Consider the following 13,415-nt stretch of genomic DNA (forward strand, 5'->3'; position numbering starts at 1 on the left):
GCCTGAAATTACCGTGATCTGAGTCATCGCACCGTTCCTAGTATCGGTGCAAACACCGGCGCTTGCACCGGTGCCATCTCGAAATATCAGCCGATCACCGCAAGGCGGCCCTCACCGGAGCGATACCCATCTTCATAACAATCGAATTGTCCACAAATTTTCCGATCAGACTGGCTCCGTTGTTCATCCCAGACGATGGTTCATTAAACGCACATTCGCTTGGATCAACCGCAATCGCCGGCCTCGCAAAGGACTTCGAGCGAACTATCAAAATCCGCGACCGCGCTCATCTACGCTACCGCTGCCGTCGTCCTCATAAGGCGCACCGCTCGTTACGCATCGCCGCGTGGGCGGTGGCAAAGGCAAGGCAAACATGGCACAGAGCGGTCAAAGTCCATCGACTATATCGGGAAATCATCGTGACCGACCCTCATCTGTCTTCGCGACCGCTCGCCGTCATCATTCTTGCCGCGGGGCAGGGTACACGAATGAAATCGTCGCTGCACAAGGTGCTGCACCCCGTTGCCGGACGGCCGATGCTGCTGCACCTGCTGGCGAGCGTTAGCGCGCTGTCGCCGGAGCGGCAGGTCGTGGTCGTGGGCGCGGGGCGCGAACAGGTGGAAAAAGCGGTCGCGGGCAGCGGCGTGGTTGTCGCAGTGCAGGCCGAGCAGCTTGGCACCGGCCATGCGGTCGCCCAGGCGCATGATGCGCTGGCGGGCTTTGCGGGGGATGTGCTGATCCTTTATGGCGACGTGCCGCTGGTGGGCGCGACAACGATGCAGGCTATGCTGGACCGGCTGAGCCGGGGGGATGAGCCGCGCGCGGTCGTGCTGGGCTTTCGCCCCGATGATGCTGCCGCCTATGGTCGGATCATCGCCGACAGACAGGGCATCATCGAGAAGATGGTGGAATATAAGGACGCCAGCGAGGCCGAGCGGGCGGTGACGCTGTGCAACAGCGGGCTGATGGCGGTGCGATCGATCGACCTGTTCGTGCTGCTGGACCAGATCGGGAACAGCAATGCGGCGGGCGAATATTATTTGCCCGACATCGTCATGCTGCCCGGCGGGGCGAGCGCGGTGATCGAGACGGAGGCCTGGGAAGTGGCGGGCGTCAACAGCCGCATCGAACTGGCAGGCGTGGAAGCCCAGTGGCAGGCGCGCCGCCGGGTGGAAGCGATGCGGGATGGCGTGACTTTGGTGGCGCCGGAGACGGTGTTTTTCGCGCATGACACGGTGCTGGGCCGCGATGTGGTAGTGGAGCCGAACGTAGTGTTCGGTCCCGGCGTAACCGTGGCGGACGATGTCATCATCCACGCCTTTTCCCATCTGGAGGGCGCGTGCGTGGCGCGTGGGGCGGATATCGGCCCCTATGCACGGCTGCGGCCCGGCGCGGATATTGGCGTGAAAGCCAAGGTCGGCAATTTCGTCGAGATCAAGAAGGCGATCCTGGGCGAAGGCGCCAAGGTCAATCATCTGTCCTATATCGGCGACGCCAGTATCGGGACGGGCGCGAATATCGGCGCGGGGACGATCACCTGCAATTATGACGGATTTTTCAAATACAGGACCGAGATCGGGGCGGGCGCGTTTATTGGGTCGAACAGCGCGCTGGTGGCCCCGGCGACGATCGGTGCGGGCGCGATCGTGGCGGCGGGCAGCGTGGTGACGCGGTCGGTGGAGGCCGATGTCCTGTGTCTGGTGCGGCCGGAACAGGTGGCAAAGCCCGGTTGGGCGGCGGCCTTTCGCGCACGGATGAAGGCGAAGAAGGCCACCACCAAGGCATGAGTTTCGTCTCTTGGCTGACCGGATTATAACGAGGCAGGCTCCCTGTGCTTTGGGTGGCGCTGCAAGATTCTAATCTTCGTCGCTATATAGCTGTAAGCACAGCAAAGAAGCCGTGGATTATGCCGACTGAGCACGCTTTTTCATTCTAGGACCAGCGAACGGCTTCCAGTGAGGCATTCCAGCAACCTTGGCGATATAGGCCTACAGTCAAAACCGTTAAGTTTAGTTGCGCGCATTTTTGATGCGCGCAACTAAGAATTTTACTCCACTGTCACGGATTTGGCGAGATTGCGAGGCTGATCCACATCGGTGCCTTTAATGGCCGCAATATGATAGGCGAGCAGTTGTACCGGAATCGCATATACAATTGGCGCAATCAATGGATGTACATCCGGCATCGTGATCGTAGCTAGGCAGTCTTCTCCTGCCGCGGCGACCCCGGTAGCATCGGAAATCAACACTATCTTTCCGCCCCGTGCCTGAACTTCTTGCATGTTGGATACGGTTTTTTCAAATAATGGTCCGGATGGAGCGAGTACGATTACCGGTACTAAGTCATCAATCAAAGCGATCGGGCCATGCTTCATCTCGCCAGCTGCGTAGCCTTCCGCATGAATATAGCTGATTTCTTTTAGTTTGAGTGCTCCTTCTAGCGCTAGCGGATAGTCTGGGCCGCGGCCTAGGTATAGGACGTCGCGCGCGCCCGCAATTATCGCCGATATTGCCTGAATAGGCTCGTCCTGCTGTAATGCCATGTTCAACGCCGCTGGTGCCTCCGCCAGGTGTGTTACGATATCTCGCTCCTGCTCCGCACTAAGCCGTCCCTTGGCACGAGCCAGATTAGCCGCAAGTGCAGCTAAAACTGCCAGTTGACATGTAAACGCCTTGGTCGACGCCACGCCGATTTCTGTGCCCGCATGGGTCGGAAGGAGGAGATCCGCTTCACGCGCCATCGAACTGGTAGGGACGTTAACAACGACAGCAACTTTTTGCCCACCGGCTTTGGCGTGACGCATTGCGGCAAGCGTGTCGGCAGTTTCCCCAGACTGGCTAATAAAAAGCGCCAAGCCCCCCTCTTCCATCACCGGTTCCCGGTAACGGTATTCAGAAGCGACATCGATTTCCACCGCTACGCGCGCGAATTGCTCCAGCCAATATTTTGCCACCATCCCGGCATAATAGCTCGTCCCGCATGCAATAATTGTTATGCGTTGGATCGATGATAGCGCGAAATCGGGGATCGGGAGCGCAACTTGTCCGTCCAATGGCTTTATGTAACTCTGCAAGGTTTGCGCGACGACGACTGGCTGCTCAAAAATTTCCTTCAACATGAAGTGGCGGTAATTGCCCTTGTCAATGTACGCGCCGGTCACACCTGAAATTGTTACTTCGCGCTCGACAGGACGATCCTGGGCATCGAAAATGCGTGCGCCATCGCGTGTCACTACTACCCAGTCGCCTTCCTCCAGATAAGCAACACGCTGGGTAAACGACGCTAGCGCGAGTGCGTCGGACCCAAGATAGGTCGCGTCATCACCATAACCGACGACCAACGGTGACCCTAGACGGGCGCCGATGAGAAGATCCGGGTACTGCCGGAACAATATCGCCAGTGCGAACGCACCATGCAGGCGCTTCAGAATGGCTGCGGTCGCTATTTCAGGCATATCTCCTGCTTCGATCCGTTCGGAAATCAGGTGTGCCACCACTTCGCTATCGGTCTGGCTCTCGAACGTCCGGCCCCGAGCGATCAGTTCGTCACGCAAGGGTTTAAAATTCTCGATAATCCCGTTGTGCACCAAGCTAACTTCAGCGGTGGCGTGCGGGTGAGCGTTGTTGGTGGTCGGAGCGCCATGCGTCGCCCAGCGGGTGTGGGCGATACCTATATGGCCAATTAGCGGCTCTGCTGCCAACACATTGACGAGATTGTCAAGCTTTCCTTCAGCTCGGCGACGATCCAGCGCGCCGTTATTGATCGTGCAGACACCCGCAGAATCATAGCCACGATACTCCAAGCGGCGTAGTCCCTCGACCAAATGTGCTGTAACCTCGCCCGATCCAACAATACCAATGATGCCGCACATAATGCCGTTCCCTGACACTGGTCGCAACTTGTCCGCGACCACTTAGACTATCCCAGCCACCCTATGGGTGAAGCCGGCCCGACCTAACGCATCTACGCCAGTGGGCAAGTGGCAAGAGTGCAATGCCTTATGTATTAGGTGGACTTCCCGTTCGGCCACACCCAGGAGGATGTTTTGATATGGCTTTTTCGGCCGACCAATCTCACATGTCGTCTTTCATGATGAGACAAACATATTGCCAATTCTGGTTGCGTTTGGCTAATCCGATGCTAACGGAAGTCGAAGATTTTTTGGTACGAGGCGATAAATTGGCATCGTGAGAGGGTTGCTCGCTGGTTGATGGACGTTCCCGCCAGTTGGAGGGAATCGCATTTTCCAGACTCTTTCGGTTTTGGTGCTATCTGGTCGTTGGTTTCAACGGGCCAGATATGCGCTAAGGGCCTATCGCTATTGTCCATGTTGTAGTTGCTCATGTTCAGCGAGGTGCCAGTGTTTCTATCTTTCCAACTAGATAGCGTGCGTTTTCCCGGGATCGCATGTTTACTGGAGCGCCAGAAACTTCCTCCGGCAGGCGGCATAGAAGAAAAGTTTCTCGATGGCGCGGAAGCCTTTACAAAACAGGCATCAGCAGACTTTCTTCCATCCCTCGCAGAGGTAGTTAAATTACCGTCGATCAAGTGGGTGTTGGTATCGCGCAATGCAGCCACGATCGTAGATGAATATCTGCTGGACCGTCTTGAAACGCTTCTCGGTCGTATTGTTGAACATAACGATAAGGTGACGATTGTCACCGGTGGTGGCTTAGGCCTTAACGACGAACGCTATTGCGCAAATTATAGTTCGACTGAACCTTTCATTTTTTACAATCCGGATCTTCATCCGATTATCGATACGATGATCGATTTGTATCTCGTATCAGCAGATGATGTTCGTGATTATATCAGAGATAATGGCGTTTCAAACGGCGAGGTTTTCGAACTAGCGCTGATTGCGACGAGCTATGCCAAAAAGGGTAAGTTTAGTCTTTATTCCCCTGATCTTTCCACCGGCGTTAATGGACCTTTCCGCAGCAGAAATCTGTCCCTCATGGCAGAACAGGCGGGAGATCTTGCTGAACCACTGACTTCGGACAAAGTGCTGTCGACACTGGCCGGACCATTGACGCTGGCTTACAAGCCGAAATGCGATACGTTGGGCAGGCCAGTGCCTTCGCATCTTCGGACACTGATTGACGCGGCCGAAAATGTAATCGAGCCTTTGCTTGACGGGCCGATGATTTCCATCGTCACCCGAACTCAGTTTCGACGGATGTATCTTCTTCGGCGCATGCTTACCAGCATTAGCCGAGCCCGCATCCAGTCGCTCCCCGTCGAGATTATGCTATCGACCGACATTGATGCAAATGATGCTGCTAAACACCTTGATAGCATTCGGCAGGAGTTCCCCCGCCTTGACATCAATTTGACGGTAAACCGCAGATCCGAGCACAGTCGTGTCGCCAATCTGCTTGGTGGGGTCGAGGCTGCGAAGGGCGAATATATCTGGTTCATGGACGACGATGATTATGTCGATCTATTCGCTTTTAAGAATATTGCGAGCGCCTTTTTCTGTGGCGCACGGCCTTTCATTTTGGGTGATTCCATCGTACACACAGAACGCTGGGACAAAATCAATGAAGCATTCCCAATACTCGCCGAATCCAGTTACAGGGCAGAGTATCCTGGGTTGAACTGGCGCAGCATGTTTGCTGGCGTTAATCATTTGCCGATCTGTGGTCCAGTTATCCCGCGTGAATTCCTCCTACGCCGGGTATCGGAATTCCGCTTTGATTATGATCTTAGCGAGGACTATACACTATTTCTTCTACTTCTCAGTGCGCCTGATCTGCCGCCCGTCGTGAACTTGTCGAAGGTCATTGCGCATATTTCGATCCGTGAAGGTGACGATAATTCGGTAACGGCGCCCGATCGGACTGGTTGGACGCGTGATATTTCAGCCTATCTCTACAGCTTATTTTATGGGTCCGCTTCCCAAGGCGCTTCTTGCTGGAGCAGTCTTCTGAAACAGCATATTGTGCCTGTGAGCAAAGACACCCAAGAACAAATCATTCAGTTTCAGGCTGCTCTCAGCCGGAAGGATGGGCAAATTCTGCAAATGTCTCGCGAGATCGAATATTTGCAAAACTTGGTTAAATCGCAGGTGGTGGAAACAACCGCCGCCTAGGGCAGTGTTAATGCGAACCAGCTGATGGATTCAGCTGAACCAAAGCCTTGCTGAAAGAACCAGCTATGAAAATTTCTGTCTATACCAGTTGTTCCATCAACTATTTGCCGAAGGCGCGAGCGCTTGCGGACAGTTTGAAAACGCACCATCCGGATGCGGTCATCATTCTGTGCCTCAACGATGTAATCCCGTCATGGCTCGACCTAAAGCAAGAACCCTTCGATCATATTTGGCAGCCGGCCGATCTGGGTTTTTCCGATGCTTGGACTTTCACCCATAATGTTATGGAGATCTGTACCGCCGTCAAAGGGCGCGCCTTGTGTCGCATGCTCGAAGAGATTGAGGCTGACCTCTATCTATATATGGACCCTGACGTATTCGTTTACGCGGACCTTACACCTATAAGCGATTATATGGGCGATGCTGAGATCGGCTTGGTGCCTCACATCACAAAGCCGGAAGAAACGGAATTGGGCGTCGAAATGACAGAAATGTCTGTTGTTGCGCATGGAACTTATAACCTTGGTCATCTTGTCATTCGTAACGCTCCAGCTGGTCGAGCGTTTGCAAAATGGTGGGATGAACGGTTGACTAAATATTGTTACGACGACAAGGAATATGGTTTATTTACGGATCAGCGCTGGTGCGATTTGGCGCCTGCCCTGTTCGACAATGTTCGCATCTTACGCGAACCCAATATGGATGTTGCAAGCTGGAACGTCTTTGGCCGCGTAGTAGAGCATGGCAAGGCAGATGATTCATCACCGTTCATTGTCGATGGCTACCCGCTTCTGACATATCATTTCTCTGGTACAGGTCCGAGCGGTACGCATAGGCGGGTAAGGGAGATATTCGCTCCCAGCTCTGGTGCGGTTGCTGAGATCGAACGGGATTATGAAGAGGCTATCCGGCAACGTGGACAAGAAAAGCTGGAGAAGTTTCCCTACGGAGGCGATTTTTACGAAAATGGTGTTAAGGTCACTCCAGCAAGTCGGCACCTTTTCCGTAAAAATGCAGACCTACAAGAAGCATTTCCTCGGCCGTTCGAAGTAAGAGGACACAGTTATTACCACTGGCTTAGCGAATATATGCCATCGCATTTGCCAATAGTTACTTTATCAGAAAATCAGGTAAATCGTGCGTTTATTGAAATTTTTGATCCAATATTTTATCTATGGAAGTATCCCGATGTGGAGCGGGCGATAGCGCGTGGCGAATATAAAGACGCAATTGACCATTACATTAGAATTGGATCTATATTATTGTACGATCCAAATCCTTTGTTTGTTTCTAGCTATTATTATGAGGAAGCTCATAAGCTCAACGGTGGCCCTGTCCGAAAATTCGCTGCCCCCGTTCGTGAAAATACGCTTCTCTGGCATTATCTGACTGTTGGCGTTTCTTCCGGCGTAGAACCAATTGAACATTTTAAATCAGGTGAATATCTTCAGATGTATGATGATATTTGTCTTCAGTTTAAATTGAACAATCTGAGCAGTCCATTCTCACATTTCGTCATGGCTGGCGATATCGAGGGCCGTCGCCCTTCCAACGTTCTCAATCTGAGTAACTACATCGAAACGTCACCCCATGCGCGCAAATTGATGAGTGACCACAATCTTGGCCCATATGCGGCCTTTGCCCTTCTCGGCAATGTCAAAGGACGGGTGTCTCTTGTGCAATATCGATCGTAAGTCGTGACGATTAGCGACGGGGTCGTTCCCCTAAGCTATTACACCGGGGTTCCCAATGTGGGTGACCTCGCCAACGCTGATCTGGTATCGGCGGTTGGTGGGGTTCCCTCTTACCAAACAAGAGAGGTCGAACGGCCTCATCTTCTGGCTGTAGGCAGTGTGATGGAATGGGCGCAGCCGTCGAGCATCATTTGGGGAACAGGTGTTATGGATCCCGCCAAAGGCATTGGCGGCGCCACCGCTAGCAATATCCATGCCCTGCGTGGGCAGATGACGCTGGCCTGTTTGAAGGATCACGGCGTCGTGGTGGATGTGCCGTTGGGCGATCCGGCATACCTTCTCCCTGAACTACTGCATATCACGTCGAAAATTAGATCCGGTCGCTTGGGCATCGTCCCACATTATGTAAATCAGGCTGATCCGTTTTTCTTGGATTTACGTGAACAGGGTGCACATTTTATCGATGTTACGACGCTGTGCGTTCGTGATTTTCTGGAAGAAATGTCGACATGTGAATTTATTGTCAGTTCGTCATTGCACGGGCTGATTTTTGCTGAAGCATTGGGAATAGGCAATCTTTGGGTTGAAACCGGCAATGCCGTTCATGGTAATGGTTTTAAATTCAGAGATTGGTTTTCGACGACGCGCCGCCCGCAACATAATTCATTTCGTCCACAGGGTTTTATAAAGATCAATGATCTAGCGCCAATGTGTGAAACACATCACTCTATCATAAACAGAAATGATCTAAAATCTGCATTTCCTAGATCATTGTTAATAGAATCCGGAAGATCGTTATCTAATTGCAAAGATATTCTTACGGTTGATCAATGTCGCACCGCGCCTATTCATATTTTCATCGACGCATCGACAGACATGAATCCAGACGGATTAGACACGACCTTTGCATCGGCTATGTTGAGATTGCATCGGCCGCGGTTCATCATCGTTGGTAAGCATGCGGAGAGTGTGGAAAAACTCAATCTACGCGGCAGCCCCATAGAAATATTTATCGACCATGCTTGTATAGATAACGCTTTCATGAAGTTTTTCTATGATAGATGGGCAGAACCGCAAATACATGCGATCGTCGAAGCTGGTTTCGATTTTTCAGATGTTGATGTTGCAGACGAACTGGATGCGGAATTACAGCGAAAACCTCATTTGGAAGCGGTTGTCCTAGATCGAGGTGGGCGCCGTATAATCTATCGGCGTCCGGGACGGTGGTGGTAAATCAGCGTGTTGTTGCGTGTCGGGGCCCGCGCATTCTCGTCGGCTACCATGGGATAGCGATAGATTTATCGATACCCATGCTCCATACATTCTGAACAATTCTTCTACTGGAGACGAGAATGTCAGTGATCTGTATCGGCAACAGCCATATGGGTGCACTCATAGAGGCTGCGTTGGCGGCGGTGCATGCGGGCGAGCATCATCCCCATGACTTGGCTTTCGTGCTGTTGCACCAGAGCGCATTCCAGCCAACCGTAGATACGACCACCGGTATCCCACGGTTAAACCAGCGGCTTGTTCAGGCGCTGAACAACGCGCTGACAGCACGGACGGACGATCAATTCCGCCTTGTTTCTTTTCCTGGATTCAGAACGGGAGAGCAAAAGAAAGCCGTATTTTCGCTGATCGGGGGCAATGCGCATAATATTTTGGGCCTAGTCGCGCATAATGAGCCGTTTGATTTCGTATTGAGCGATGCGCCCGATCTTCCGTTGGCAGACGGTGCCACGATCATATCAGAATCGGAAGTTTACGATCTAATTCTGACGTCCGTTACGAATGAAGTGGGCGATATATTCAACGGGTTGACCGCATCTGTAGATTGCCCGGCGTTTCATCTTGAATCCCCACCGCCAATCAGAAGCAATGAACATATCAGTGCGCATCTCGACCCGTTTTTTGGGTTCAGCACGCCTGAGAGCATATCGCCACCATTCCTGCGGTATAAGCTTTGGCGCCTGCATTCGCGGGCAGTCCGTAAATTGTGCAGCGCCTACGGTCTGGCCTTTATCGAATGCCCGGTTCAGGCGCTGGATAGCGAAGGCTTTCTCCAGGCCGAGTTCATACCACACGATAATGCAACACATGCCAATATCGCATATGGGGCGTTATTGATGTCCCAAATAGAAGATATACTCGCAGGCAAGGCAGGCGAGAAAGCAACCGCTCATTCTAATCCCTACACTCGTATGGCTCCAACGGCTTTCTGGAGAGAAGCCGTCGTCAAGCCCGATGCAGGCCAATTGGCGCCCGTTACCAGTTTTCCGTTTCAAGTTAAAACAACCGATCGTGTCGCTACAGCAGGTAGTTGTTTCGCCCAGCATATCGCTCGTCATCTGAGCGGCAACGGCTTCAACTATTATGTACCTGAAATCGCGCACCCGATCATGCCGGGCGATTTGGCTCAACGTTTTAACTATGGCACATTTTCGGCGCGTTACGGCAACATCTATACCAGTCGCCAATTGTTACAGCTATTTCAGAGAGCCGAAGGGAAATTTGATCCAAGGGATCGGTTTTGGCATTCGAGCGACGGGTCTGGCTTTGTCGATCCTTATCGTCCTGCAATCCAACCTACGCCCTTCACTACCATTCGTGCTCTGGAAGAGGACCGCAATCGGCATCTGGCTGCTGTCCGCAAGATGATGCGGGAACTTGATGTATTTGTCTTTACGCTCGGTTTGACCGAATGCTGGGTGAATAAACAAGATGGCGCGGTATATCCACTATGCCCCGGAACCAGTGGTGGAGCCTTCGATCCGCACATACATCAATTCGTGAATCTTCGCGTCGAAGATGTTCGCGCTGAATTGATTGCAGCTTTTGAAATCCTTCGCAGCGTCAATCCCGCAGCACGTATCATCCTGACCGTATCGCCTGTTCCATTAAAGGCAACGGCAAGCGGCGACCATGTATTGTCCGCAACGACTTATTCGAAATCCGTGCTGCGGGCCGCCGCAGGCGAGGTCAGTAAAACCCTAAACGACGTCGTCTATTTTCCTTCCTATGAAATCATAACCGGAAGCTATTCCCGCGGGCGATATTTCAGTGCGAACTTGCGTGATGTAGAAGCTGAGGGCGTTGCGCATGTAATGCGCGTATTCGGTGAGCATATGACGGAGAAAGCTCTCTCCACTGAGAGTGCTGCGGAAAATGAAATTCTAGCGGCATCCTCTGAAAATATTGAGATGACCACCGCAAATGCCGCCGGTCTGATTTGCGAAGAAGAAATGTTAGAGATGGAACGGATGCTGGCTTTGCGTTCTTAGAGGCTGTGTCGGAACGCTAACGCAACGGTGGACGGCCGAGTTTCGATATGATTCCGAGGGGTTGCGACACCAACCTTGGAAGCCATCATGTGGAACCCGACCGCCCGCGCGCATCATAGTCGCGCGCAGCTTCGTTATGGAAGCGATCTTACAGACGCGGAATGGCATTTGATCGAGCCGTATTTGCCAGCACCATGCCAACGTGGGCGGCGACGGCGTTGGCCGATGCGGGAGATCATCGAGGCCATTTTCTATTTGCTGCGGGCGGGATGTCCGTGGCGGCTTTTGCTTGACAGCTTTCCGCCATGGCGCACAGTTTACCGGTGGTTCTGCACTCTACGTGACGATGGGATATTCGAAAGTCTCAACCACCATCTCGTTCAGATGGACCGCGTCCGATCAGGGCGAGAACCGATGCCATCGGCGGCGGCCATCGACAGCCAGAGCGTGAAGACCACCGAAGCAGGTGGACCGCGCGGCTATGACGCAGGTGTCAATCGGCGTGCAAACGGGACCCCTTATCGGCGCGCAAAAGGGACCCCCTGTCAGGATTGCGCATGGATGATGTAACGCGCTTCCTTGCGCTGCGCGCGGCGTAGGGAGGGCGTAGCCCGACCGGAGGCGCGCGCAGCGCAAGGCATCTTCTAATTGTGGGCTGTGGGGCGGATCAGCTGCGGTTTTTGAAGCGCCAGCTGTCATTGCCGGTCTCGACGATGTCGCAATGATGGGTGACGCGGTGTATGCATTCGGTGAAGGCCGCGGATCAGGCGGCTTCGCGTTGATCCTCTGCGGTGCGCCAGTTCCAAGGAAGCAGTTCATGGAGACGGTTCTGGGGGATGTCGGCGATGCGCGCGAGGACGTCGGCGAGCCAAGCCTGCGGATCGATGTTGTTGAGCTTTGCCGTGCCGATAAGGCTCAGCATGAAGGCAGTGCGCTGGCCTCCGCGGTCTGAACCGGCAAATAGCCATGATTTTCTGCCCAGGGCTATACCTCTGAGCGCCCGTTCCGCCGCGTTGTTCGTCAGGCAGATGCGGCCATCGTCGAGGAAGGCTGCGAAGGCGGGCCAAGCCTTGAGCATGTAATCCATGGCCTCGGCCATATCGCTGTTCTTCGATAGCTTGGACCGGTTGTCGCGCATCCATTCTTCCAGATCGGCGACCAGCGGTGCGCTGAGTTCCTGCCGAAGGGCGAGACGCTCTTGGGCCGATCTGCCGTTGATGGCGCGTTCTATGTCAAAGATCGCGTCGATACGGCGGACCGCTTCTACGGCCAGCGGCGAGATGACGGCCTTTTTGCGGCGCTTCTTGAGCTGCGCGGCGATATCGGCCAGCTCGAAGAAATAACGGCGCGCGTGGCTCCAGCAAAGGGCGCGGGTCCGGCATACTCGTGCCGGATCCGAACAACTGTCTCCAAAACCAACATCCCGATCTCGCCGCCTGAAAATCCAGGCAGCTGTTTAAACCATCGAAATGAGGGGGCCCTTTTAGACGCCGATCACCCCGCTAACGGGGTCCTTTTTGCACGCCGATCCACATGGCAGCGGCCTGGTCACCGCCCGCCTTTGATCCTGCAAACAAGCAGTTTTTGCGGCCCAGAGCGATGCCTGATTCATTGTGCTGCTCCTCTTCAAATGTACGCATCCGGTGAGGACCGCGGCTACTGACGGTTTGCTGGGGGTTTTGGCATCTTACTTGCCGAGGAAGGCCTCGACGCCTTCTTGAGCGAGCACATCGCGGAATGCAGCATCGGCATCGCGGTCGGTGGGGAATAGATTGTCCCAGACCGTCGAGGTGCCGTGCTCGTTGACGACCTCGAGGGACCAACCACGTTCGGTGGCGAGCCGCACGATGTTGATGGTCAGCCGTACGCCCGCCTGTTCGATGGACCGGCAGAGAGAGGATTCAATCAGTTCGGGTTGCGGGTCAAATTCCATGCCGTGATGCTATGAGATCACGGCTCTAGCTTCAACGCTGTTGGTTTCCAATTCCATGGGAGCAGATCGCCAAGCCGATTAGCCGGATGACCGGCGATGCGGGCAAGGACGTCGGCGAGCCAAGCCTGGGGATCGAAGTCGTTGAGGCGACAGCTTTGAATGAGTGAAAACATGATGGCGGCGCGCTGACCGCCGCGATCGGAGCCGCAAAATAGCCATGCTTTCCGCCCGAGTGGCACACAGCGTAGCGCCCGTTCCGCTGCGTTGTTCGTGAGGCATACGGGTGGACAACGTCCTGGGTCACGAAGGAAAGCGAGATTTGGTCAACAGATCTCTATGCGCCGGCATTGAGCGGCGAGGCATGCATTCTGAGCCAGATGGCTTCCACCGTCAACGGGATCGCTCCCTGCCAT

7 protein-coding genes and 4 pseudogenes are annotated in these 13,415 nt (G+C 53.9%); 7 read left to right on the forward strand and 4 right to left on the reverse strand.

Annotation, left to right across the window (positions count from 1 at the left end; genetic code table 11):
• Nucleotides 1-145 precede the first annotated feature (145 nt).
• Both F4U94_RS25655 and glmU read left to right on the forward strand, forming a co-directional pair.
• Nucleotides 146-339, forward strand: a pseudogene (locus F4U94_RS25655) (transposase); the annotation flags it as partial.
• A gap of 149 nt (nucleotides 340-488) precedes the next feature.
• Complete coding sequence (glmU, locus tag F4U94_RS22985; RefSeq protein WP_249042110.1) at nucleotides 489-1,787, forward strand: bifunctional UDP-N-acetylglucosamine diphosphorylase/glucosamine-1-phosphate N-acetyltransferase GlmU; 1,299 nt, start codon at nucleotides 489-491, stop codon at nucleotides 1,785-1,787.
• Between the two features lie 260 nt (nucleotides 1,788-2,047).
• Here glmU and glmS read toward each other — a convergent pair whose 3' ends face one another.
• Entirely contained in the window at nucleotides 2,048-3,871 is a 1,824-nt protein-coding gene (glmS, locus tag F4U94_RS22990; protein WP_150412318.1) for a glutamine--fructose-6-phosphate transaminase (isomerizing), read from the reverse strand.
• Between the two features lie 471 nt (nucleotides 3,872-4,342).
• Between glmS and F4U94_RS22995 the strand changes: the two genes are divergently transcribed.
• The 5 genes and pseudogenes from F4U94_RS22995 to F4U94_RS23015 all read left to right on the forward strand — a co-directional run.
• Nucleotides 4,343-6,094: a glycosyltransferase family 2 protein gene (locus tag F4U94_RS22995; RefSeq protein ID WP_150412319.1), complete on the forward strand. Its 1,752-nt coding sequence runs from the start codon at nucleotides 4,343-4,345 to the stop codon at nucleotides 6,092-6,094.
• A gap of 65 nt (nucleotides 6,095-6,159) precedes the next feature.
• Nucleotides 6,160-7,788 (forward strand): hypothetical protein, encoded by a 1,629-nt coding sequence (locus tag F4U94_RS23000; RefSeq protein WP_150412320.1) that lies wholly within the window; start codon nucleotides 6,160-6,162, stop codon nucleotides 7,786-7,788.
• 57 nt (nucleotides 7,789-7,845) lie between these two features.
• Nucleotides 7,846-9,021: a polysaccharide pyruvyl transferase family protein gene (locus tag F4U94_RS23005; RefSeq protein ID WP_150412321.1), complete on the forward strand. Its 1,176-nt coding sequence runs from the start codon at nucleotides 7,846-7,848 to the stop codon at nucleotides 9,019-9,021.
• Between the two features lie 119 nt (nucleotides 9,022-9,140).
• Nucleotides 9,141-11,069: a GSCFA domain-containing protein gene (locus F4U94_RS25210; RefSeq protein ID WP_249042109.1), complete on the forward strand. Its 1,929-nt coding sequence runs from the start codon at nucleotides 9,141-9,143 to the stop codon at nucleotides 11,067-11,069.
• Nucleotides 11,070-11,156: 87 nt separating this feature from the next.
• Nucleotides 11,157-11,561 (forward strand): annotated as a pseudogene (locus F4U94_RS23015) (transposase); the annotation flags it as partial.
• 271 nt (nucleotides 11,562-11,832) lie between these two features.
• Here F4U94_RS23015 and tnpC read toward each other — a convergent pair.
• From tnpC to F4U94_RS23035, 3 genes and pseudogenes are all read right to left on the reverse strand, one after another.
• Nucleotides 11,833-12,435: pseudogene (gene tnpC / locus F4U94_RS23025) on the reverse strand (IS66 family transposase); the annotation flags it as partial.
• Between the two features lie 321 nt (nucleotides 12,436-12,756).
• Nucleotides 12,757-13,002, reverse strand: a complete 246-nt coding sequence (locus F4U94_RS23030) for a hypothetical protein (protein ID WP_019052496.1) — start codon at nucleotides 13,000-13,002, stop codon at nucleotides 12,757-12,759.
• Between the two features lie 17 nt (nucleotides 13,003-13,019).
• Nucleotides 13,020-13,313, reverse strand: a pseudogene (locus tag F4U94_RS23035) (transposase domain-containing protein); the annotation flags it as partial.
• Nucleotides 13,314-13,415: the final 102 nt, after the last annotated feature.

Source organism: Sphingobium limneticum (genome assembly GCF_008710155.1).
Lineage (GTDB): Bacteria > Pseudomonadota > Alphaproteobacteria > Sphingomonadales > Sphingomonadaceae > Sphingobium > Sphingobium limneticum.